This is a genomic window from Pseudarthrobacter sp. NPDC092424, assembly GCF_044754925.1.
Taxonomy (GTDB): Bacteria; Actinomycetota; Actinomycetes; order Actinomycetales; family Micrococcaceae; genus Arthrobacter.
Map to the genome: position 1 here is coordinate 558,935 of NZ_JBIVQC010000002.1, position 21,072 is coordinate 580,006.

General features: G+C 65.5%; 21 protein-coding genes. 10 read left to right on the top strand and 11 right to left on the bottom strand.

Going from position 1 to position 21,072, the window contains the following annotated elements:
* Nucleotides 1–133 precede the first annotated feature (133 nt).
* The 3 genes from ACIQCN_RS05585 (at nucleotide 134) to ACIQCN_RS05595 (ending at nucleotide 1,498) form a co-directional block, all read left to right on the top strand.
* On the top strand, nucleotides 134–574 hold the full coding sequence (locus ACIQCN_RS05585; RefSeq protein WP_400603510.1) for a flavodoxin family protein: 441 nt from the start codon (nucleotides 134–136) through the stop codon (nucleotides 572–574).
* Between the two features lie 19 nt (nucleotides 575–593).
* Nucleotides 594–968 carry a DUF5655 domain-containing protein gene (locus ACIQCN_RS05590; RefSeq protein ID WP_400603508.1) on the top strand — a complete coding sequence of 125 codons (375 nt, stop codon included), beginning with the start codon at nucleotides 594–596 and terminating at the stop codon, nucleotides 966–968.
* Nucleotides 969–1,033: 65 nt separating this feature from the next.
* Complete coding sequence (locus tag ACIQCN_RS05595; protein ID WP_400603506.1) at nucleotides 1,034–1,498, top strand: GyrI-like domain-containing protein; 465 nt, start codon at nucleotides 1,034–1,036, stop codon at nucleotides 1,496–1,498.
* 24 nt (nucleotides 1,499–1,522) lie between these two features.
* Here the strand turns inward: ACIQCN_RS05595 and ACIQCN_RS05600 are convergent, their stop codons facing one another.
* Nucleotides 1,523–1,987, bottom strand: a complete 465-nt coding sequence (locus ACIQCN_RS05600) for a DUF1003 domain-containing protein (RefSeq protein ID WP_400603504.1) — start codon at nucleotides 1,985–1,987, stop codon at nucleotides 1,523–1,525.
* A 155-nt stretch (nucleotides 1,988–2,142) separates the two neighbouring features.
* Nucleotides 2,143–3,570 carry a DUF5129 domain-containing protein gene (locus ACIQCN_RS05605; protein ID WP_400609805.1) on the bottom strand — a complete coding sequence of 476 codons (1,428 nt, stop codon included), beginning with the start codon at nucleotides 3,568–3,570 and terminating at the stop codon, nucleotides 2,143–2,145.
* Between the two features lie 272 nt (nucleotides 3,571–3,842).
* Here ACIQCN_RS05605 and ACIQCN_RS05610 point away from each other — a divergent pair, with 272 nt between their 5' ends.
* The 4 genes from ACIQCN_RS05610 to ACIQCN_RS05625 are packed head-to-tail and all read left to right on the top strand — an operon-like array spanning nucleotide 3,843 to nucleotide 7,718.
* Nucleotides 3,843–4,706 carry a universal stress protein gene (locus ACIQCN_RS05610; protein ID WP_400609807.1) on the top strand — a complete coding sequence of 288 codons (864 nt, stop codon included), beginning with the start codon at nucleotides 3,843–3,845 and terminating at the stop codon, nucleotides 4,704–4,706.
* A 6-nt stretch (nucleotides 4,707–4,712) separates the two neighbouring features.
* A complete protein-coding gene (locus ACIQCN_RS05615) occupies nucleotides 4,713–5,612 on the top strand; it encodes an HNH endonuclease (protein ID WP_400609809.1) in 900 nt (299 codons plus the stop codon).
* A gap of 40 nt (nucleotides 5,613–5,652) precedes the next feature.
* Nucleotides 5,653–6,711: an alpha/beta hydrolase gene (locus ACIQCN_RS05620; RefSeq protein WP_400609811.1), complete on the top strand. Its 1,059-nt coding sequence runs from the start codon at nucleotides 5,653–5,655 to the stop codon at nucleotides 6,709–6,711.
* 56 nt (nucleotides 6,712–6,767) lie between these two features.
* The gene (locus tag ACIQCN_RS05625) at nucleotides 6,768–7,718 is read left to right on the top strand and encodes an alpha/beta fold hydrolase (protein ID WP_400609813.1); all 951 of its coding nucleotides are present in this window, start codon (nucleotides 6,768–6,770) and stop codon (nucleotides 7,716–7,718) included.
* On the opposite strand, the gene ACIQCN_RS05630 is transcribed toward ACIQCN_RS05625, so the two are convergent.
* Nucleotides 7,715–8,461, bottom strand: a complete 747-nt coding sequence (locus ACIQCN_RS05630) for a glycosyltransferase (protein WP_400609815.1) — start codon at nucleotides 8,459–8,461, stop codon at nucleotides 7,715–7,717. The genes ACIQCN_RS05625 and ACIQCN_RS05630 overlap by 4 nt on opposite strands.
* Nucleotides 8,462–8,749: 288 nt before the next feature.
* On the opposite strand from ACIQCN_RS05630, the gene ACIQCN_RS05635 reads away from it, so the two are divergent.
* From ACIQCN_RS05635 to ACIQCN_RS05645, 3 genes are all read left to right on the top strand, one after another.
* The gene (locus ACIQCN_RS05635) at nucleotides 8,750–9,496 is read left to right on the top strand and encodes a dienelactone hydrolase family protein (RefSeq protein WP_400609817.1); all 747 of its coding nucleotides are present in this window, start codon (nucleotides 8,750–8,752) and stop codon (nucleotides 9,494–9,496) included.
* A 189-nt stretch (nucleotides 9,497–9,685) separates the two neighbouring features.
* The gene (locus ACIQCN_RS05640) at nucleotides 9,686–11,242 is read left to right on the top strand and encodes a DUF222 domain-containing protein (protein ID WP_400609819.1); all 1,557 of its coding nucleotides are present in this window, start codon (nucleotides 9,686–9,688) and stop codon (nucleotides 11,240–11,242) included.
* 573 nt (nucleotides 11,243–11,815) lie between these two features.
* Entirely contained in the window at nucleotides 11,816–12,442 is a 627-nt protein-coding gene (locus ACIQCN_RS05645) for a GNAT family N-acetyltransferase (RefSeq protein ID WP_400609821.1), read from the top strand.
* 21 nt (nucleotides 12,443–12,463) lie between these two features.
* Here the strand turns inward: ACIQCN_RS05645 and nrdF are convergent, their stop codons facing one another.
* The 8 genes from nrdF to ACIQCN_RS05685 all read right to left on the bottom strand — a co-directional run bounded on the left by nrdF (nucleotide 12,464) and on the right by ACIQCN_RS05685 (nucleotide 21,035).
* Nucleotides 12,464–13,438, bottom strand: coding sequence for a class 1b ribonucleoside-diphosphate reductase subunit beta (gene nrdF / locus ACIQCN_RS05650; protein WP_400603486.1), 975 nt, complete (start codon nucleotides 13,436–13,438; stop codon nucleotides 12,464–12,466).
* A gap of 92 nt (nucleotides 13,439–13,530) precedes the next feature.
* Nucleotides 13,531–15,651, bottom strand: coding sequence for a class 1b ribonucleoside-diphosphate reductase subunit alpha (gene nrdE, locus ACIQCN_RS05655; protein ID WP_400609857.1), 2,121 nt, complete (start codon nucleotides 15,649–15,651; stop codon nucleotides 13,531–13,533).
* Between the two features lie 20 nt (nucleotides 15,652–15,671).
* Nucleotides 15,672–16,130 carry a class Ib ribonucleoside-diphosphate reductase assembly flavoprotein NrdI gene (gene nrdI, locus ACIQCN_RS05660; RefSeq protein ID WP_400609859.1) on the bottom strand — a complete coding sequence of 153 codons (459 nt, stop codon included), beginning with the start codon at nucleotides 16,128–16,130 and terminating at the stop codon, nucleotides 15,672–15,674.
* 122 nt (nucleotides 16,131–16,252) lie between these two features.
* Complete coding sequence (nrdH, locus tag ACIQCN_RS05665; RefSeq protein WP_377216047.1) at nucleotides 16,253–16,498, bottom strand: glutaredoxin-like protein NrdH; 246 nt, start codon at nucleotides 16,496–16,498, stop codon at nucleotides 16,253–16,255.
* A 409-nt stretch (nucleotides 16,499–16,907) separates the two neighbouring features.
* Nucleotides 16,908–17,477 (bottom strand): TspO/MBR family protein, encoded by a 570-nt coding sequence (locus tag ACIQCN_RS05670; protein WP_400609822.1) that lies wholly within the window; start codon nucleotides 17,475–17,477, stop codon nucleotides 16,908–16,910.
* Nucleotides 17,478–17,548: 71 nt separating this feature from the next.
* Entirely contained in the window at nucleotides 17,549–18,883 is a 1,335-nt protein-coding gene (locus ACIQCN_RS05675; RefSeq protein WP_400603482.1) for a class I SAM-dependent methyltransferase, read from the bottom strand.
* Nucleotides 18,880–19,629, bottom strand: coding sequence for a DUF1365 domain-containing protein (locus ACIQCN_RS05680; protein ID WP_400609824.1), 750 nt, complete (start codon nucleotides 19,627–19,629; stop codon nucleotides 18,880–18,882). The genes ACIQCN_RS05675 and ACIQCN_RS05680 overlap by 4 nt, the downstream gene beginning before the upstream one ends.
* The gene (locus ACIQCN_RS05685; protein WP_400609826.1) at nucleotides 19,626–21,035 is read right to left on the bottom strand and encodes an NAD(P)/FAD-dependent oxidoreductase; all 1,410 of its coding nucleotides are present in this window, start codon (nucleotides 21,033–21,035) and stop codon (nucleotides 19,626–19,628) included. Before ACIQCN_RS05685 ends, ACIQCN_RS05680 begins: the two co-directional genes overlap by 4 nt.
* Nucleotides 21,036–21,072 lie beyond the last annotated feature (37 nt).

The window sequence follows — 21,072 nt, forward strand, 5'->3', positions numbered from 1 at the left end:
TTTAGGCCCGAGCTCCAGCCTGTATTTTCCACCCGGTCTGGTGACTTTTGACCCTGCCGCATGCCTGCGCTTTCCGGGTACCTTGCTGGAACGGAAGGTCCGCTTTTCCTGGTACCGCAAAGGACGCGACGATATGAAGGCTGTCATCCTGTACGACTCCGGCTACGGAAACACCAAGGCGATTGCCGAGGCCGTTGCTTCCGGACTCGGCGCCGGTGCCAGGGCTGTTCCCGTGGACGGGTTCGAGCCCGGGAGCATCCAGGCCGGCGATCTGCTCGTCGTCGGTAGTCCGATCAATGGCTGGCGGCCCACTCCGGCGATCGTCCGCGCACTCGGAGACCTGGCCGCCCGCGGACTGGCCGGAGTGAAGGCGGCTGCGTTCGATACCCGGCTCAAGCTGTTCATCCACGGGGACGCGGGCAGGAAGATTACCCGCGCCCTCAAGGAGGCCGGGGCCAGCATTATCGGCGGACCCATGGCGTTCTACGTCAAGGGCACGGAAGGGCCACTGCTCACCGGCGAGGAAAGCCGGGCGGCCAAATGGGCGGACGACCTTGCCGACGCCGCGAAATAGGGTCAAGGGCTTCGGGCACGTGGAACCCGACGGCAATGCCTGGACCGTTGCCCGCTTCCTGGAAGGGTCACCCCCGGCCCAGGCAATCTACGAGGCGGCGGAACGGATGGCCGCCAGCCTGGGGCCGATGGATATCCGTGTCAGCAAGAGCCGGATCGCGTTCAGCCGGCGCCGCAGCTTCGCGTACCTGTGGCGTCCGGGCATGTATGTCACCTCGAACATTCCGCTGGTCCTTTCACTTCCCCTTCCGCGGCATGATGTATCACCACGCTTCAAGGAGGTGGCCCATCCCTCCCCCGGCGTTTGGATGCACCACCTGGAACTCCAGGACAGCAGCGCCCTCGACGGCGAGGTGCAGGAGTGGATGCGCGAGGCCTACGTTGCAGCCGGCTGAGGCGGCACCTGGTTTAGGGGCTTTATGCCCTGTCCCGCCGGCCGCCGGCAGCGGAGGCTGGTGCCATGAACGATGCACAGCCCAGGAAGATCCACACCACGGAGCAGCCGGCCGCTGTACTTCGTGAGCGTGTCCCCATGAGCGCGCTCACCGAGTTTTTCGGCCGTGCCTTCGGCGCCGTCATGGCGGCCACCCAGAAACAGGGCGTCTTCCCCGCCGGCCCTCCTTTCGCCAGGTATCGCGGCATGCCCACGGACACCGTGGACGTCGAAGCGGGCTTCCCCATAGCCGACCCCTTCACCGGAGCAGATGGAGTGCAGACGGTGGTGTTGCCCGGGGGTGACGCCTTCGAAGCCATCCACATCGGACCCTACGACACCCTTGGGGAGACCTACGGCGCCATCCAGCAGCGGATGCACGCGGAGGGCCTCACGCCGTCCGACAGCATGTGGGAGTACTACCTGACTGATCCGGAGAAGGAACCGGATCCCGCCAAATGGCAGACGAAGGTGGTCTGGCCGGCGTCGTAACCGCCAGCCGGCCGCCGTCGTGTTTTATGTGCCCGCCCCCGTGGTGCGGGCCGGGCCGCCGTCATCCTTGTCCGCGAGCGCTTCGGCCCGCTGCAGCAGTGCCCGCAGCTCGTTCAGCAACTCAAGTTGTTCATTGTTGATGGCCGTCAGCCGTTCGATTTCTGACTCGGACTGCACGTCCGTCTCGTAATCATGGCGGGCCATCGCCGCGGCGATCGCATCCTGCCGCTTGGCAGCGATCAGCAGGATGGCGCCCTGGAGGCCGGCCAGCATGGACAGGAAGAGGTTGAGGAGGATGTAGGGATAGGGGTCCCATGCGCCTCCTGCAAGGACGTAGGAGTTGACCACGGCCCAGGCCGCCATGAATGCGAGGAAGAATCCTACAAAGGGCCAGCTGCCCATACCGTTGCGGAGGACATCTGCCGCGCGCTCGCCGCGGCTCAGGCTCTCCTTGTGGCGCACATGCCAGGTACTGCTTCGCTCGCTCATGTGCCCAGAGTATGTGGACATCCGTACTATGCGCCGCAGTTTCTGCGGCGGCGACGGTGATTGGTTCCGTGATGGATAACGTCGCCGCGTCAGGTCTGGGGGCGGAGCGTGCGCCGGGCGCGGTAGTCCTGGTCCTCCAAAGGGCCGGGAGCCCTTCAGAAGCTGGACGAACTGCCGGACCCGGAGAAGCTCCCGCCGCTGCTCCCGTACCCGGTGGTGCTGCCGCCCCCGCTGCGGGCAGAGCTGACGCTGCTGACGCCGGTGTTGAAGCCTGAGTTGAAGGTGGCAACGGAAAAGAACTGGTAGGAGGGGTAAACGGTGCCGAGGATGCTCGGCTCGTAGCTCGGCCGGCGTTTGTGGTTGAGGCCGTCCTGTGCCGCTTCCATCTCCTTGCGCATCAGCTCTGCCTCACGCTTATTCTTCGCATAGCCTTCGATGACTGTCCCTGCGTGGTTCTCCAACAGGCCGGCCAGCCGGGTCCGGGCTTCATAGAGGCCGTCCAGCGCCCTTTCCGGGCTGATCCTTTCCTCTGCCAGGTCAACGGTCCACCGCTCGATGTCCCGCAGGCTCTGGGCGCGGAAGGACCGGAGCGCCGCCGCCGTTGCCGAACCTCCCTGCCCGTGCCGCCTGTTGAGGAGCTGTTCCAGTCCCGCGAGGTCGCTGCGGAAGGGCGCCAACTGCCGGTCCCAGGCCGTTTGCCAGGTGCTGCCCCGGTTCAGGAGGGCATTGCTGTCCGCAATGACGTCGTCCAGGGCGTCCAGTTCGGACGCGGCATCGGCGTAGTCACGGGCGAGCCTGAGATTCCTGCGCATGCCCAGCGACCCCTTGGACAAAGCATGCACCCTGTTGGCGAGTCCGCTGGCCAGGTCATAGCGGTTGAGGAAGGTGCGGTGCTTCTCCAGCACCTGGCCTCCGTACCGCGATGACCCGGGGATGGTACCGGCGTTCAGTTCCGTCACCTCAAGGTCCATGCTGACGTTGGCGTAGCTTTGGTCCCCGCGTTCTATTTCCTTTCGGCTGGCAGACCTGGTGACTGCGCGCACGATCAGCCAGGCCGCCGCTCCCAGGGCCGCCGTCCCCGCCGTAAGCCACGCAGTGATCAGGAAGGCCGCGGACTGATACCACGGCTGGTTGATGAGCTCTGCCGCGCGCCGGACGCCTGCAATGGTCCCCTCCGTCCATTGGGCTTCACGCAAAAGCTCCCTGGCCGCGTCCTGGATGGCGTCCCGCTGCTGGAGGGAGACTTTGCGGTCTTCACCCATGTAGGTACCGACATGGCGGCCTACGGGGTCAAGGGCGAAGATGAAGAGTCCGTCCGCCCACTTCTGCCCGTCAGGGCTGATCCACTCCGGATGCCCGGCCCGCGCGAACCTCAGGACTTCCTCGTTGAGGTTGTCCTCCGCGCTGCCGTTGTAGGTATACACAACCACCCGGGTAGGCTCGTGAAACTTGATATCCTCCAGGGCCGGCAGCAGCGTGTTCCGGTCCAGGACCCCTGCCGTATCTTCAATCTGAACAGTTACTGGCGGAACAGCCTCAGCAGCGGCGGGGAAGCCGGGCAGCAGGGCTGCCAGGGCAAGCATGGCGCCAATGATCCTCCGCACCGGACGTTCGCCATCCCGATGCCGGTTGCCGCCCCGATCACGATGACGTTCTGGCCATCGAATCTGCCCGGGGTGATGTCTTCCTGCCACACCGTTCATGCGATGCTCCTCGGATGTCAGCGTCTTGCTTCCCCCAGCCTGCAACGCCTGCTTAGATAAGCGGGTGGACAGTGCCCCACCACATCAGCATGGAGCGCCCCCGCAGGCCCTTCCAGTGCCGAAGGTCCCCCCGGGCAGGAATGGAGGAGCGGGTGCAGGAGGACAAAGCCATCATTGCCGGCTGTGACGGGTCGGCCGAGGCTGAGGGGGCCCTCCGTTGGGCAGCGCACCAGGCGGACCTGCGCGGCTGTCCCCTGCACGTGGTTCATGTCTCCATTTGGCCCCTGTTGACCAGGAACCTGGGTCCGGTCCCCGGTGTTGCCGACAGCGGGCTTGAGCGTTCAGCACAGGCGGTCCTTGAGGAAGGAGTGGACACAGCCAGGTCAGCCGTACCAGGGCTGGAGGTTGAAGGCACCCTGCTGCACGGACTGCCTGCATCGCAGTTGGCCCAAGTGTCTTCCGGCCAGGCTATGGTTACCGTGGGCAGCCGGGGTTTGGGCGGATTCCTTGGCCTGCTGGTGGGATCGGTAAGCCTCGAACTGGCCGCCACCGCAACCTGCCCCGTTGCCGTCATCCGGTCCGACACCCACCCCGAAGGACCCGTCGTCGCCGCCGTCGACGGGTCGGGGTCGCCTACTGCACTTGAAGATGCCTGTGCGATGGCGTCAGTATCACGGGCCGGACTTACGGTGTTGCACGTCCGGCACACCCCTGCCGGCTACGGGCACCCCGATCCGTTCGACGCCCTGGCCGCCGAAATGGCAGCCAGGGAAGTCATTGCCTCGGCGGTCAGCCGCGCCCGGGCCCTGGCGCCCGGCGTCCCTGTAGACGGCAAGGTCGTCGCCGACACCTCAGTCGCCCATGCCCTCCTGAAAGCCTCGACCCAGGCACGGATGCTCGTTGTGGGAACCAAGGGGCACGGTTTCCTCAGGGAGACGATTGGTTCAACAGCCCATGCCGTCCTCCACCACGCCCGGGGCCCGGTTCTCATCTCCCGGCGCGGACCGGCCGGGTGATCGTTCATGGCAGGAACTGAGCCCGGAGCGGCCGCGGCCGCCGTGATCCTGGTGTGGAGCGCCGTACGCTGGACCCGCTGGAACTACCGTGCCGCCGTCGACCAGGTCCTTGAATCCGGCCGCTACCTGGCCAGCTGGCATAACGGTGGTTACCGCAACATCCGGCCAGGTACGGAAGCCTGGCTGCTGTTCCAGGGCAGCAGTGAGGCAGGCAGCGGGATCGTCGGGCACGGCGTGGTGGTTTCCCGGGCCGCCGGGCCCGGGCATGGAATCGCGGGCGTTCCCGGCGGCCGGTACGTGGGCATTGCCTTTGACGCCCTGGTGCCCCTGGGCGAGCAGATACCGCTTGCCGCCCTTGCCGCGGCAGTGCCGGACATCCACTGGGTCGACGCGCCGGACGCCGATGTCCTGTCCGTCCCGCCATCGGCCGGTCCGGGCATTCGCAGGCTCTGGCGGGAACTGGGGCCAGTAGCGGCGGACCCCTTCGACGTCGTTCCCGGCACCTGCCCGCCCGAGGCGACCCGCACTGTTGGCGCCAACCGCTATGAGCGCGACCCCGATGCACGCCGCGTTTGCCTGGCGTTCCATGGAACTTCCTGCACCGCCTGCGGCTTCTCCTTCGAGGCCTCCTACGGAGAAATTGGCGATGGCTTCATCCACGTGCATCACACCGTACCGGCGAGCCGCCTGGGCGCGGGCTACGAACTGGATCCTGTCACGGACCTTGTCCCACTCTGCGCCAACTGCCACGCCATGGTGCACCATGGCGTCAGCACGCCGCGCACAGTCCCGGAACTCCGGCACATCCTCTCCGCGGCGGGCCACTTGCGGGGCGAAATTGTGACTGGGCAGGCATTGGAGGCGCAGGAGAACGCCAGGCGCATCCTCGAGGGCCGCCAGGACTGACGGGGTCCACACGCCCGGCACAGCCCGGTAAAATAGCGGGATGACCGCGGTGCCCGCCCAGTCCGGGAGCCCATTTTCGCTCGCCCGCAACGCACGGGGAGTGCTGCGCCGCGTGCCGGTGTGGACCTGGCGGCTTCTGATGATGGCCGTGGGACCGCGCGAGCGGGCAAGGTTCAACACAGACCCCATCACGGATGTGGAGTACACACACGACATTGACTATGCCGGTGACGGCATGCCTGCCCACCGTCTTGATGTCCTGGCACCCATTGACCTGACGGACATTGACCTGACGGGCCCGGCGTCCCCGGATCAGGCCGCCGCAGATCCGCTGCCCGTGTACGTCTATTTCCATGGCGGAGGTTGGACGTCCGGGGACAAGGCGGCAGTGACCAAATACTGTGCCAGCCAGGTGCTGGGCGGAATGGTGGTAGTCAACGTCAACTACCGCCAGGCACCGCGGTTCCATATGGGCCACGTTCTGGAGGACGCGAATGCGGCGCTGGCGTGGGTGGCCGGCCACATTCGCGATTACGGCGGGGACCCGGAGCGCCTGGTCCTGGGCGGTGATTCGGCCGGCGGGCAAATCGCAGCTTTGCTCGCAGCAGCAAGCCTGCGGCCTGAACTGGCTGCCCATTACTCCCTGCAGCCCGCGGTTCCGGGTGCGCACGTCAAGGGACTGGTACAGCACTGCAGCGCCGTTGATTTCTCCGTATTCTTCGAAGACAGCTTTGTCCTCAGCTTGAACTTTGTCCGGATGCTGCTGCCGGCATCGGTGCCGCCTGCAGGCGCGCGGCGGTCGCTCCGGTCGCGCCGGCAGCTCCGCCACCTCAAGGACGCGGCCGCTTTTGTGTCACCGATTGAGTGGCTGGACGAGGGGCACCCGCCGGTTTTGGTCACCACGTCGGAACGCGACTTCTTCTACCGGGCAAACCTCAACTTCATTAGGCGGCTTCGGCAGTTTTCTGTTCCGGTGGAAACCCTCATTTATGGCTGGTCCAGCACAAACACAGAGCACACATGGCAACAGGATTACCGCTACCCCGAGTCCCAGGAGGTGTACCGCCGGCTCCATGCCTTCGTCAGGCGTGTTGCCTGACGAACTCACTCACCCTGCCGCCGGCCAGGCACTGCCGCCGGGGCTATCTTTGGAGCATGGCAGATCCAGGCACGGAACTTGACCCCGAGGAGTTTGGCTCTGCCCGGGTGGATGCCGCGGCCCGCCTGGATGCAGAACTGGGCGACGTCGACTGGACCACACCTCCCGAGGGATCGGTGCGCCGCACCATCGAAGCGCCCAGCGGCAGCCTGGCGGCATTGGCCCTGGGGAATCCGGACAATCCGTGCATCGTGATGGTTCCCGGCGCTACTGGTTCCAAAGAGGATTTCGTGCTCATGATGCCCGACCTCGCCGACGCCGGCTACTTCGTGCTGAGCTACGACCTCGCCGGGCAGTACGGCTCCGCGGCCGCTGGCCCGGAAAACCTGGTTCCGCCCCGGCGGCACTACGACTACCAGCTGTTCGTCGATGACTTCGTGGCCGTCCTGGAAACCACGGCCACCCCGGTCCATGTGGTGGCCTATTCCTTCGCCGCCATCGTTGCCCAGCTTGCCTACGCGCAGCGCCCGCAACTGTTCAGGTCCCTGACCCTCCAGAGCTGTCCGCCCGAGGCCGGCCAGAGCTTCAGAGGCGTAAGCCGCGTGGGCCGCTTCAGCAGCTGGGTGAATGGCAGGATCGGTGCTGCCCTGCTGATCTGGGGCATCCGCAGTGGCAGGTTCGTCCATGTCCCGCCGGGGCGGCGCAGGTTCGTCAACCACCGCTTCCGGTTCACCCGCAGGCAAGCCGTCCGCGACATCTACACCCTGATGCAAAAAGCGCCGGACCTCCGTGGAACACTGGCGGAGGCATCCCTTCCCAAGTTTGTTGCCGTGGGCGAACACGACCTGTGGCCGCTCCGGCTGCACCGGCTCTTTGCCCAGGACATCAAGGCACGGATCGGCATCTACCGTGGAGGCCACAGCCCCTGCGAAACGACACCGCACCAGTTCAGCCGGGACCTCATCACCCTCTACGCCAAGGCGGACCGGCCGGCGCCACAGGACTAGAGCTGTTCCCGGCGCCACCGAACACGGTCCCGCCGCCGGCGCAGGGGCGGTTCGTCCCGGAATTCGACGCGGAAGGTCACCAGCGACATCACGATGCGGCGCCGGAAGGATGACCAACTGGCGAAGGGCCGAGCCGAAACCCCGACTTTCAGCGTCGGATCGTACACAACGCCCATGTCCGACCGCAGCCGGTAGGAGATGTCCAGGTCGTCATGGACCAGGTCGTTGTCCCGGACGACGGAGGCGCGGATTGCCGCCCAGAGCTCGCGGCGCAGGGCGAAGTTGGAGCCATACACTGGCGGATGGCCCAGCAGGAAGCCGATCACGCTGAAGTAGGCGCCGAGGAATACGTGCCGCCCCGCCCAGCGGACCAGGGCGTTTCCGCCATAGAAATCACCAGGGCCCGTCACTGCCGTGCGGGCTCCGGCGGTACGGAGGATCCGCTCCACGTGTTCCAGCCAGTCACGCGGCGGCCGCGAATCCGTGTCAAGCCGGGCGATGATCGTCCCCGCTGCCGCGTCAAACCCGGCGGCAGCAGTCGCAGGGATGCCCGGCAGGTCCACGGATATCCGATTCACGCCCGCTGCTGCGCAGATGGCAGCAGTGTCGTCACTGCTCGAATTGTCCACCACGATGATCTCGTCGGCGGGCCTGGTCTGCCCGGCCAGCATGGCAAGGCAGACCTTCAGCTCGGGACCGTCATTGCGGGTAGGGATGACTACCGAAACTGTGGGAACCTCCATAGCGAGAGCCTACCGGCACCTTGCGCTCAAGGAGCCTGTAGATCGCGATACGGAAGCGGCGTCAGCAGCGCGGCGATGCAGACCTCCTGCCCTGCGCTCCGGCCTAAGTGCCACGTCGCCCAAGAACCCACCACGCCGGTGAGGGCCCTTCCGCGCGCCTGGTTGTCGGATTCGAGGCGGTGCGGATGGTCGAGGAGGGGCATTCCGTTGACGCATACCCCATCTTCCCGACTTCCGTCCGAAAGCGGCTGCCGCCCGCGTGAGTGCGCCGGACGGTATCCTGACCGAATGATCGAGATCACCGCCCCGGACGGCCTGGCCGAAGCCGTCCTCGCCCGGCCCTCAACCGGCGAAGGCCCTTTTCCGGGCATCCTCTTTTACATGGACGCCTTCGGGCTCCGCCCCCGGATCGAGGAAATGGCACAGCGCATCGCAGACTGGGGCTACATCGTCATGGCTCCCAACGTGTTCTACCGCGAGGGAACGGTTGCCCAACTGGACCCCGGTATCGATCTGACCAGTGAGGCCGGACGCAAAACCGCAGGGCAGCTCGCTTTCCCCCGCATCGGCCGGCTAACCGCCGGGCTAGCCCTTCGGGACATCGACGCCTGGCTCAGCGCCCTCAACGCAGTCGACGGCGTCTCCCCCGGTCCCATGGGCACCACGGGCTACTGCATGGGTGCCCGCCTTGCAGTCCGAACAGCTACGGCCCACCCGGAAAGGATCGCCGCATGCGGGGGCTTCCATGGGGGCGGACTGGCCACGGACGACCCGGACAGTCCGCACCTTGGGCTAGCCCACGCGAAGGCACGTTTTGTCTTCGGCCATGCCGACCATGACAGGAGCATGGACCGGGATGCTGTCGCCCGCCTGGGCAAGGCGCTGGCGGCGGCCGGCCTTCCGGCGTCGAACGAAATTTACCTCGGCGCCGCCCACGGCTACACCATGGCTGATTCCGCGGCCTACAACGACGCTGCAACAGAACGCCACTTCAGCGAGTTGCGGGAACTGTTTGACTCGACGCTGAAGCGTTGAGCCGGCGGCTCTGGAGATGGGTGCTCTCCGCCCTCCAGCGCTCAACCAGGCCTCAGCGAACGGGTAGCAAATACTTGGCACCGCTTTGGCCGCCCGGATGTAGGCCCACGCAAAAAAGTTTTTGAAAGTTTTTTTGCGCGGGCCCCCAAACCCCCTCAAAATGTCAGACCCCCTTTTCATAGTTAGTACATGGCAAGCGAAGCGGCGATGGGGGCATTCGAGGCGATCGATGCCGCCCTTGCCGTGCTGCACGCCGAGGTAGCCGCATCGGCTGCCCGGGTCCCTGAGGCTAACGATCCCCTGGCGGCTGTCGCTGACGAATGCCTGGACATCCTGGCGGGTGTGGCACAGACCGAGGCCCGGGTTTCCGCCCTGAAAGCCGATGCCGCAGCCCGGTACGCGGACTCCGCCCGGTCTATCGCTGCCCCGGGCATGCCCGTGCAGGCCCAGGAAATGGCCATCGCCGCGGAGGTCGGCTGCGTCCTCGCCATCGGCGACCGGGCGGCCGGCGCCCTCCTATTACAGTCCTACGCCCTGTCGACCACACTGCCCCGGACGCTGGCAGCCCTTCGTGCCGGGACGGTGTCGTGGCAGCACGCCCGGGTGATGGTGGAAGAGACCGCGACCCTCGACCGGGACGCCGCAGCCGCGCTGGAGACCCACTTCCTCGACCCCGACGCACCGGACGCTGCGCGCGGCTGCCCGCCCGGGGAGATGCCCGCCTACCGCTTCCGCCGGAAAGCCCGAATCTGGCGGGAACGCAACCATCCGCACAGCATCGAAACGCGCCATGCAAAAGGCGTGGCGGACCGGTGCCTCGAATACGCTCCCGAGCAGGACGGCATGGCCAGGGTGTCCGCCTACCTTCCGGCCCACCAGGCGAACGCGATCTGGAACCGCATCACCGCCGTCGCCCGCGGCCTTCAGGGCCGGGACGAGGAGCGAACGCTCACCCAGCTACGCGCCGACCTGTTCGCTGCGGCAGCACTTCGGGGTGACAGCGGCTGCATCCGCTGCACCGGCGCCGGTGACAACGCGAGCAGCAGCGCGGACGACGGCGGGACAAGGGGACCGGCCGACGCTCCCGCTCCCCGCGCTGAAGTCTTGGTCACCGTCCCCGTCTTCGCCCTCCTTGGTACGACCGACGAGCCTGCAATGCTGGATGGCTACGGACCGATCCCGGCCTCGATGGCGCGGCAGCTGGTGGCCAGCGGAGCGGACTCCTTCCACCGGGTGCTCGTGGACCCCCGCGACGGTGCACCGCTGGAAATCGGCCGTACCAGCTACCGGCTCACTAAAGCCATGCGGAACTGGCTTCGTCTCAGGGACGGAAAGTGCCCATTCCCCGGATGCAGCAACCACTCCCTCGACAACGAGGCCGACCACCTGCTGGCCTGGCACCACGGCGGAACCACCGGAATCAGCAACCTGGGACAGCCCTGCCCCAAGCACCACCGGCTGAGGCACACCAGCGGCTGGAAACCAACTCCGGCAACGAAGAACGAACCGCCCGGCTGGGTCGCGCCGTCAGGGCGCAGATACAAGAGCGAGCACCAGGACTGGGAGCCACCCCACTGGCCTCCTTCGGTGCGTCCCGAAGTTTCGCTGAGCCCGGAACGGGGGAACATCAGCAATTGGTTCCTGATCCCCTTTACGGCCGCCGCACGCCGGGGAACCGTGGACTACTTCCGCCTGCCGCCCTCGATCGGAGAAGACAGCCTGCGGGAGTACCTCGCCGCGCGGTGATCTCTCGGTGGCCGGACGGCGGGCGCCCAGCTTCCGCGCCCGGGAGCTTATCCCCATGGGCCCCTAAGAAGCGTTGCTCATCCCAGCTGCCGGCTGCCCTGCAACCCGCTCCCGTGCCGTCCACACCAACGGCTGGTGGCGCACAGTCGCGTGGGGGCAGTGCCAGTTGCTGCAGTGGGCCGGAATGGACAGGTCGTGCGGAGTTGGGCTTCCGGGCCACGTGACGTCAACCTTCTGGTACACCACCGAGCTGCCGCACAGTGCACAGACCTCATTCATTGCCTTTGTTCCTCCGCGCAGATCGCCCGCTCCACATGAGGAACCATTGGATCGCCGGAAGGTAAATCGATCCCCCATTCCCGGCGGAGGCGGGGTATCGCGAGGGTGAACAGAAGCCGACAACATGTGCACAGAAGCAGCTCCGCGGCGTGATTAAATGACGGTCTGACGCGTTCACCTGCAGTTCATCTTTGTACCCGACGATGTAGCACGCTGCAGCACGTGTGCGGTCAGCAACGGCCAGTCGGCCGACCCTCACACAGGCTTACCCTCGCATTAGAAAGGGGCTCCGGCGTGCTGCGCCTTCCCGACACCCTCCCTACCCTGGCGACCAGCACCGGACGCTTCACGCTCACGCCGTTCACCGCGCTCGATGTGGAGCCTTTGGCGCGCATCCTGGGCAACGATGAGATCTGGGCACAGGGCTTCGGCGACGGTGAAAGCCGGCCGTCAAACCCGGAGGAAGTCAACGCGTACATCCACCGCCGCTTCAGCGGGTTGCCGATTTTCGCCATTCACTACACGGGCTTGCCCGGCGGTCCCCTTTTCGCGGGAACCACCGGCCTGACAGAAATTACGGGTCAGTACGACCGGGTCAAAGTTGGCCGCACCGTCATCAACCCGGCTTTCTGGGGCACGGGGGCAAACCACGAGGTGAAAACCGCCGTCTTCGACTGGCTGTTCTCCTTGGGCACCGGTCGCCTTGAATGCGACGTGGACCCCCGAAACGAACGGTCCATCCGTTCCCTCATCCGTTACGGATTCACCGTAGAAGGCACCCGCCGGCGCTCCTCCCAGCGCGCCGACGGGACCTGGCGTGACATTGTTGTGCTGTCACTCCTGGTGGAAGAGTGGCCGGAAACCAGGCAGCGCGCACTGCGCGCACTGGACGGTTCGGCTGGCTGGCAGATCCCGGCCTAAATTCAAGACACCACAACCGGGTTAGAAGTCCCAGTCCTCGTCTTCCGTGTTGACGGCCTTGCCGATCACGTAGGAGGAACCGGACCCGGAGAAGAAGTCGTGGTTCTCGTCAGCATTCGGGGACAGTGCCGACAGGATGGCCGGGTTCACGTCGGTGACGGATGCCGGGAACATGGCCTCGTAGCCCAGGTTCATCAGGGCCTTGTTGGCGTTGTAGTGCAGGAACTTCTTGACGTCCTCGGCCAGGCCGACGCCGTCGTAGAGGTCGTGCGTGTACTGGACCTCGTTCTCGTACAGCTCGAAGAGCAGCTCGAACGTGTAGTCCTTGATCTCCTGGCGCTTCTCCTCGGAGACCTTTTCCAGGCCCTTCTGGAACTTGTAGCCGATGTAGTAGCCATGAACGGCTTCGTCGCGGATGATCAGGCGGATGAGGTCGGCCGTGTTCGTCAGCTTGGCGCGAGAGGACCAGTACATCGGCAGGTAGAAACCCGAGTAGAACAGGAAGCTCTCCAGCAGCGTGGAGGCAACCTTGCGCTTCAAGGGATCATCGCCCTGGTAGTAGTCCATGACGATCTGTGCCTTCTTCTGAAGGTTCGCGTTCTCGGTGGACCACCGGAACGCCTCGTCGATCTCCTTGGTGGAGGCCAGCGTGGAGAAGATGGAGGAGTAGCTCTTGGCGTGCACCGACTCCATGAAGGCGATGTTGGTGTACACGGCTTCCTCGTGCGGCGTCAGCGCATCCGGGATCAGGGAGACGGCACCAACAGTGCCCTGGATGGTATCCAGCAGGGTCAGGCCGGTGAAGACGCGCATGGTGAGCTGCTGCTCGGCCGGCGTCAGCGTGTTCCAGGACTGGACGTCGTTGGACAGCGGAACCTTCTCCGGCAGCCAGAAGTTGTTGACCAGGCGGTTCCAGACGTCAACGTCCTTCTCGTCCTGGATCCGGTTCCAGTTGATGGCCTCGACGTGGCTAAGCAGCTTGACCTTTTCGGTCATGTCATCCCCTAAGAAGTTGGGTGGGTTTCTCTAAGTTAAAGCGTACGACGGCGGGCGGGCACCCGCCGTCGTACTGGCACCTTCAGTTGAAACTACAACATGCAGGAAACGCAGCCTTCTACCTCAGTTCCTTCCAGCGCGAGCTGACGGAGACGGATGTAGTAGATGGTCTTGATGCCCTTCTTCCAGGCGTAGATCTGGGCCTTGTTGATGTCGCGCGTTGTGGCGGTGTCCTTGAAGAACAGCGTCAGGGACAGGCCCTGGTCCACGTGCTGGGTGGCAGCGGCGTAGGTGTCGATGACCTTCTCGTAACCGATCTCGTACGCATCCTGGTAGTACTCCAGGTTGTCGTTGGTGAGGTACGGCGCCGGGTAGTACACGCGGCCGAGCTTGCCTTCCTTGCGGATCTCAATCTTGGACGCCACCGGGTGAATCGAGGAGGTGGAGTTGTTGATGTAGGAGATCGAACCGGTGGGCGGAACAGCCTGCAGGTTCTGGTTGTAGATGCCGTGCTCCATCACGGAAGCCTTCAGAGCACGCCAGTCTTCCTGCGTGGGGATGTGGACATCCTTGAAGAGCTCGCGGACTTTCCCGGTCTGCGGCACCCACTCCTGCTCCGTGTACTTGTCGAAGAACTCACCGGAGGCGTACTTGGACTTCTCGAAGCCGCCGAACGTCTGGCCGGTCTCGATGGACAGCAGGTTCGAGGCGCGGACGGCGTGGTACACCACTGTGTAGAAGTACATGTTGGTGAAGTCCAGCCCCTCTTCGGAACCGTAGTGGACCCGCTCGCGGGCCAGGTAGCCGTGCAGGTTCATCTGGCCCAGGCCAATGGCGTGGCTCTGGTCGTTGCCCTTGGCGATGGACGGCACCGAGGTGATGTTGGACATGTCGGACACTGCCGAGAGCGACCGGATGGCGGTCTCGATGGTGAGTCCGAAGTTGGGGCTGTCCATGGTTTTGGCGATGTTCAGCGAGCCCAGGTTGCAGGAGATGTCCTTGCCGGTCTCGTCGTAGGACAGGTCATCGTGGTAGGTGGTGGGCTGGGAAACCTGGAGGATCTCCGAGCACAGGTTGGACATGATGATCTTGCCGTCAATCGGGTTTTCCCGGTTCACGGTGTCCTCGAACATGATGTACGGGTAGCCGGATTCGAACTGGATCTCCGCGAGGGTCTGGAAGAACTCGCGCGCCTTGATCTTGGTCTTCTTGATCCGGGAGTCGTCCACCATTTCGTAGTACTTCTCGGTGACCGAGACGTCGGAGAACGGCATGCCGTAGACGCGCTCGACGTCGTACGGCGAGAACAGGTACATGTCCTCGTCCTTCTTGGCCAGCTCGAACGTGATGTCCGGGATAACGACGCCAAGTGAGAGGGTCTTGATGCGGATCTTCTCGTCCGCGTTCTCACGCTTGGTGTCCAGGAAGCGGTAAATGTCCGGGTGGTGTGCGTGCAGGTATACGGCACCGGCACCCTGGCGGGCACCAAGCTGGTTGGCGTAGGAGAAGCTGTCTTCGAGGAGCTTCATCACGGGGATGACGCCGGAGGACTGGTTCTCGATCTGCTTGATCGGAGCACCCACCTCACGGATGTTGGTCAGCGCGAAGGCCACGCCGCCGCCGCGCTTGGACAGCTGCAGGGCGGAGTTGATGGAGCGGCCGATGGACTCCATGTTGTCTTCGATGCGCAACAGGAAGCAGGAGACCAGCTCGCCGCGCTGCTTCTTGCCCGCGTTCAGGAAGGTGGGGGTGGCCGGCTGGAAGCGGCCTTCGATGATCTCGTCCACCATCTGGGTGGCGAGCTGCTCGTTGCCGCGGGCAAGGTGGAGGGCCACCATGCAGACGCGGTCCTCGTAGCGCTCCAGGAAGCGCTTTCCGTCAAACGTCTTGAGCGTGTAGGAGGTGTAGAACTTGAACGCGCCCAGGAACGTCTCAAAGCGGAACTTTTTCTTGTAGGCGCGGTTGAACAGCTCACGGATGAAGTTCATCGTGTACTGGTCCAGCGTCTCGCGCTCGTAGTACTGGTTCTTCACCAGGTAGTCGAGCTTCTCCTCCAGGTCATGGAAGAAGACGGTGTTGTTGTTAACGTGCTGCAGGAAGTACTGGTGCGCAGCCTCCCGGTCCGCCTCGAACTGGATTTCGCCGTTGGGACCGTACAGGTTCAGCATGGCGTTCAGCTCGTGGTAGCCCAGGCCCTTGTACGCGGCGGGCATCTCGGGCTTCTGGGCCCTGGTTACTTCCGTGTCTGCGACAGTCGTGTCCAAAACGTGTCCAATCCTTGGTTGACCCGGGTGACGTCTTCCGGCGTTCCCATAAGTTCGAATCTGTAAAGGCGGGGTACCTGGCATTTGGCGGCAATGATGTCCGCCGCCAGGCAGTAGTTGTCCCCGAAGTTTGTGTTGCCGGCCCCGATGACACCGCGCAGCAGTTGCCTGTTCTGCGGGATGTTCAGGAACCGGATGACCTGCTTGGGAACGGAGCCTTCTCCCCCGGCGCCGCCGTATGTGGGAACCACGAGCACGTACGGCCTGGTGGCCAGGAGCGGTGCGTCCTTGGCATACAGCGGGATCCGGGCCACCTGGCGGCCAAGCTTCGAAACGAAGCGGCTGGTGTTCTCGGATGTGGAGGAGAAGTAGATCAGCTGGCTGTCCGTGACAGCCGGCCGGGGAAGGTCTTCATGGGAAGCCGGCATAGCCACCTCCACGCGCTGAGCCGCGTGCGGGTGGCCGGTCCTGCGGTAATGCTGTGCTGCTGGTGCTGCCACGGGAGCCACCTCAGCTGGTTGATACGGGTGCCGGCAAAAAGTGCTGTTTCCTAGGCAACAGAAGAAACGGAAGCCTGTGCCAGTTCTTCGATCTTGTCCGGGCGGAAGCCTGACCAGTGGTCCTGGTCCGTGACCACAACGGGGGCCTGCATGTAGCCAAGATCCTTCAGGCGGGCCAGGGCTTCGGCGTCCTGGGAGATGTCAACGCTCTGGTAGGTAATGCCCTTCTTGTCCAGTGCGCGGTAGGTAGCGTTGCACTGAACACAAGCAGGCTTGGTGTAAACCGTTACGGTCATTGTTCCCTGTCCCCTTAGTCGAAATCCTCGCTGGTCCGATGTCCCGGCCCAAGCTGTATGTAGATACTACATGTAGTGCAGACGCCTCTTCGGAACCCCAAGATGATGTATTACAAGTATGTCATTTAATGCACTTTTAATCCACAGGCGGGGGCAGCCAAAATGTCCGGATTCCCGGGATTTTTCGCCCCTCCGTCCACATGCTGTGGACGACTTAGCCACAATTAACCGCCCCGCGTGTCGCGAAAACTGCGGCGTGTCGCCCGCCCGCCCCGCCACAAAGAAAAGGGTCCTTCATCACTACATGTGGTGATGAAGGACCCTCACCCAGCGGCCAGGACGCTGGGCCGGCAGCCCGCTGCCTGCTCGTGGGACCAGGCTGCCCCCTGCGGAGCCCGGATGTCCCCTGCTATCTGGCTGAGGGGTTGAGCCTGGCGATCGCCGCGGACAGGATCGTGGCGAATCCGCACCATGCGGCGTACGGCGCGAGTGAAACACCGGCTGCCCGGTTCAACCGGTAAGTGCGCCGCACCAGGTCGGCACTGCTCGCTGCGAGCACCGCCGCTTCGGCAGCACCCAGCCACGGCCTGCGGGAGCGCCAGAAGAACCAGCTCCACGAAGCGTTGAGGACCAGGTTAGCGGCTAGTGCCCTCCGGTAGGCACGCAGTTCCCGGCGCGCGGCAGTGGCATCAACATCGGCGCCCGTGCTGCCCGCACCTCCGGGCGGGTCCGCAACACCGGCCCGGCCGGGTGTACCTGCCCCGCCCTTCCCGCCAGCCCGGTCCAGGGCCACGGCGGACGCCACAGCCAGGTCAGCATAAAGTGCCGTCCACACGATCGGAAAGGCAAGGGCCGGCGGCTGCCAGCGCGGCTTACGCAGCCCGATGTACCAGCTGCTCCCGGGGTCCGTAGCCGCGGCGCCGGCCGCGGCGGTGGCCGCCGTTGCCGCCGTCGTCCATGCCAGTGTCGTGAGTTTCATGCCCGCCCACTCCCCTTCCCTGGAAACCAAGGACCCGGCACCACGCCCAGCCCGCACACACCAGGCTGAACCTACAGCTGCGCCTCCCGGCGGTCCAGCACGATCTGCTGCACGTCCAGGTAGCCGGATTGGAACCCGGCCCGCGAGTAGCAGAGGTAGAACAGCCACATCCGCTGGAACACGGCGTCGAATCCCAGCTCCCCCACCTCGCGGGAACGCGAAAGGAACCGTTCCTCCCAGAGCCGCAGCGTGGCGGCGTAGTGGTCGCCCATGCCCAGCCGCTCGCGGACCCGCAGTGTGGTGTGCTGCTGCGTCACCGACTCGATGGCCCGCACCGACGGCAGGAACCCGCCCGGGAAGATGTATTTGTGCACCCACGTGTAGGCATTCCGCGTGGCCAGCATGCGCCCGTGCGGCATAGTGATCGCCTGAATGGCCACCTTCCCCCCGGGGGCCAGGACGCGGTCGATGGTCTGGAAATAGATGGGCCAGTACTCATAGCCCACAGCTTCGATCATTTCCACGGACACCACTGCGTCGTACTCGCCTTCCACGGCGCGGTAGTCCTGCAGGGCCACGGTTACCCGGTCCGCGTACCCGGCGGCCGCGATCCGCTCCTGCGCCAGCGCCTGCTGCTCGCTGGACAGCGTCACGCTATAGACCGTGGCGCCGCGGGCCGCGGCGCGCAGGGACAGCTCACCCCATCCCGTGCCGATTTCCAGCACCCGGGTGCCGGCCCCAACGCCCGCCTTGTCCAGCAGCCGGTCAATCTTGAGCTGTTGGGCGTCCGCCAGTCCGTCCCAGTCCACGGTCTCCAGCGGTCCGGCTGCCAGCGGGAACAGCGCCGAGGAGTAGCTCATCGTGTCGTCAAGGAAGCTCGCGAACAGGTCGTTGGAGAGGTCGTAGTGGCGGGAGATATTGCTGCGCGTGTTCTGCTCGGCGTTCCGTTCGGTCCGGGGCGTGCGCGGCAGGTACAGCGAGCGCAGTTTCTGCAGCGGCACGGGGATCAGCGTGTCCACGGACGCGGCGAAGACCTCCAGCACGCCCGCGAGGTCATTGGCTTCCCAATCGCCGGCCATGAACGACTCCCCCAGCCCGATAAGCCCGTTGTCGCCGATCCGCGCCTCGAACGCGTCCGGCCGGAGCATCGTCATCACGGGTGCATCCGGTCCGCCGGTTCCCAGGACCGTCCCGTCCGGATACTGCACCCGCAGCGGCAGTCGTTTCACGGCGCCCTTGAACAGCAGCCCGGCAGCCCTTCCGGCCACCATCGATTTAGTGCCCGACGGCGGTGAGGCCACTCCGGGCCACACGTGCGGATCGATGATGGCGGGCGACGCCGGAACGCGGCCAGGGTGCCCGGCCCTCCCGGCAGGGGCGGTTCCGCTGTTGTCCGTCAGTGTCATTGAACTGCCTCCTGTGATGGGTGGTGTGGCCTGGTGACGACGGGCAGCCGCCTGGCCCAAAGTTTGATGCCCTGCACCCTGATGAGCGCGGAAACCAGCAGCGGCGCGGCCGGGACGGCCAACGCAGCTGCGAGGATGCTGCGGATTGTGGCCGGCTGCCGCCTGCCGTCCATGGTGGCCACGAAGGGCCGGTGTCCTTCGCGTTCCAGCACGACCGACACGGCAAGCCGCTCCCCCGGCGGCGGCAGCTTCATCCGGTACTGCCCGGACACGTCGTTGAACGGCGAGACGTAGAACGCTTTGGGTACGGAGGCCCGGCCGGCCTGGTCTGTCCGCAGCAGGTAGCAGTGCCGCTCACCGTAAGTGTTGTGGACTTCCGCGACTACGCACTCGAGTTCCCCGCCGGCCCGGTAGCACCAGAAGATCGAGAGCGGATTGAAGACGTAACCCAGGACCCGTGCGCTGGCCAGCATGTGGATGCGGCCGCCGTCGGGCGTTACCCCCTGGGTGCGCAGGAAGCGCTCCACGTTGGCGCGGATGCTGGCGTCAGGGTCGCCCAGATGGTCGGCTGACCGGAAGCCGGCTAGGGGCCGCAGCAGCCGTGGAAGGCGCGGTAGTTCGTCCACATCCACGAGCCAGCTGTAACTGCGGTAGGTGAAGGCGTTCTTCAGGGGGCTGTGCCGCACATGCGAGATCGATGTGCGGTAGATCGCGGCTCCGGCTGCCCCGGGACCAAGGGGTTTCATGCCGGCTCCCCGGCGGCCAGCAGGTCCCGTTCCTCCCGCACTGAATCTTCCGTGGCGCCTGCCACCCACGTACGTCCCAGCCTTTCGGCGGCGCGGACACCGGACAGGGCCCCGTCCTCGTGGAAGCCCCAGCCCAGGTAGGCGCCGGCGTAGGCGATCCGCGGATCTGCGAGGGCGGCGATGGCCTGCTGCGCCGCGAGGGATTCGGGCGTGTACTGGGGGTGCTCGTAGACCATCCGGTCCAGCACCCGGTCCTCGGCGATCAGGTCCGATTCGCCCAGGCTGACCAGATACGGCAGCCCATCTGCCGGCTCCAGCCGCTGCAGCCGGGTGAGGTCGTAGCTGACCAGCACCCGGTCCGGCCGGGCGTCGCAGGACGGCAGCCGGTAGTTCCAGGACGCCCTGGCGTTGTCCGTGGCCGGCAGCACGGCCGCGTCCTGGTGGAACACCGTGTGGTTCACCGAGTAGGGCATCCCGCCGAGCGCTGCTTTTTCCTCCGGGGTGGCGTCCGCCAGGAAGCCGAGCGCCTGGCCCGGATGCGTGGCAATGACCACGGCTTCGAAGTCCTCCACGCCCTGTTCCGTCACCAGCTCGACGCCGAGGGCATGGCGCCGGACGGCGCTGACCGGGGTGCCCAGGCGGACGTCAGTGAGCCTGGCGGCAAGTTTCTCCACGTACCGGGCCGACCCGCCCGTGACCGTCCGCCACTGCGGTGAGCCCTTGACGCCCAGCATTCCGTGGTGCCCCAGGAACGTGAACAGGTAGCGCGCAGGGTAGGCCAGCGCCGTGGTGGGATCGCAGGACCACACCGCGCTCACCACAGGGGTCATGAAATGTGAGGTGAAGTAGGGGCTGAATTTCTCCCGTGCCAGGAATTCGCCCAGGGTCAGTTCGTGCGCGGCAGACGACGGCGGCGCGGCAGACGACGGCGGCGCGGAATTGAGCAGGGCCCTGGCCTTCCGGTAGAAGCGGGTCACCTCGAGGAGCATCAGCAGGTAGCGCCCGCGCAGCAGACTGGACGGGCGGGCGATGATGCCGCGGGCGCCGTCCCGGGCGCCGGCGTATTCGAGCCCGCAGCCGTCGCACCGGATGGACATGCTCATTTCGGAATCCTGTGTCTCCACGCCCAGCTCGGCGAACAGCCGCAGCAGGGTGGGATAGGTCCGTTCGTTGTGCACGATGAACCCGGTGTCAACGCCGAGGGTGGTGCCGTCGGGCTGGGGCATGTCGTGCGTGTGCGCGTGCCCGCCGAGGCGTGCGTCCGCCTCGAAGACCGTGACGTCATCGTGCCGGCTGAGGACGTAGGCTGCGGTCAGTCCTGCCACGCCGCTGCCGACCACCGCCACCCGGCGCCGGCCGCTGCCTGGAGGCGGGATTGCTGACCCTGCTGTGGGGCTTGCTGACAAGGGATGCTCCTCTGCTGAACATTGCCGCTGGGACATG

Excerpts from the sequence above, each read along its gene's own strand:
- ACIQCN_RS05630 (WP_400609815.1), bottom strand. The coding sequence starts at position 8,461 with ATGGAGGTTCCCACAGTTTCGGTAGTCATCCCTACCCGCAATGACGGT.
- ACIQCN_RS05615 (WP_400609809.1), top strand. The coding sequence starts at position 4,713 with ATGGCAGGAACTGAGCCCGGAGCGGCCGCGGCCGCCGTGATCCTGGTG.
- ACIQCN_RS05620 (WP_400609811.1), top strand. The coding sequence starts at position 5,653 with ATGACCGCGGTGCCCGCCCAGTCCGGGAGCCCATTTTCGCTCGCCCGC.
- ACIQCN_RS05675 (WP_400603482.1), bottom strand. The coding sequence starts at position 18,883 with ATGACACTGACGGACAACAGCGGAACCGCCCCTGCCGGGAGGGCCGGG.
- ACIQCN_RS05605 (WP_400609805.1), bottom strand. The coding sequence starts at position 3,570 with ATGCTTGCCCTGGCAGCCCTGCTGCCCGGCTTCCCCGCCGCTGCTGAG.
- ACIQCN_RS05600 (WP_400603504.1), bottom strand. The coding sequence starts at position 1,987 with ATGAGCGAGCGAAGCAGTACCTGGCATGTGCGCCACAAGGAGAGCCTG.
- ACIQCN_RS05670 (WP_400609822.1), bottom strand. The coding sequence starts at position 17,477 with ATGAAACTCACGACACTGGCATGGACGACGGCGGCAACGGCGGCCACC.
- nrdI (WP_400609859.1), bottom strand. The coding sequence starts at position 16,130 with ATGCCGGCTTCCCATGAAGACCTTCCCCGGCCGGCTGTCACGGACAGC.
- ACIQCN_RS05635 (WP_400609817.1), top strand. The coding sequence starts at position 8,750 with ATGATCGAGATCACCGCCCCGGACGGCCTGGCCGAAGCCGTCCTCGCC.
- ACIQCN_RS05585 (WP_400603510.1), top strand. The coding sequence starts at position 134 with ATGAAGGCTGTCATCCTGTACGACTCCGGCTACGGAAACACCAAGGCG.
- nrdE (WP_400609857.1), bottom strand. The coding sequence starts at position 15,651 with ATGCCCGCCGCGTACAAGGGCCTGGGCTACCACGAGCTGAACGCCATG.
- ACIQCN_RS05625 (WP_400609813.1), top strand. The coding sequence starts at position 6,768 with ATGGCAGATCCAGGCACGGAACTTGACCCCGAGGAGTTTGGCTCTGCC.
- ACIQCN_RS05680 (WP_400609824.1), bottom strand. The coding sequence starts at position 19,629 with ATGAAACCCCTTGGTCCCGGGGCAGCCGGAGCCGCGATCTACCGCACA.
- nrdH (WP_377216047.1), bottom strand. The coding sequence starts at position 16,498 with ATGACCGTAACGGTTTACACCAAGCCTGCTTGTGTTCAGTGCAACGCT.
- ACIQCN_RS05595 (WP_400603506.1), top strand. The coding sequence starts at position 1,034 with ATGAACGATGCACAGCCCAGGAAGATCCACACCACGGAGCAGCCGGCC.
- nrdF (WP_400603486.1), bottom strand. The coding sequence starts at position 13,438 with ATGACCGAAAAGGTCAAGCTGCTTAGCCACGTCGAGGCCATCAACTGG.
- ACIQCN_RS05640 (WP_400609819.1), top strand. The coding sequence starts at position 9,686 with ATGGCAAGCGAAGCGGCGATGGGGGCATTCGAGGCGATCGATGCCGCC.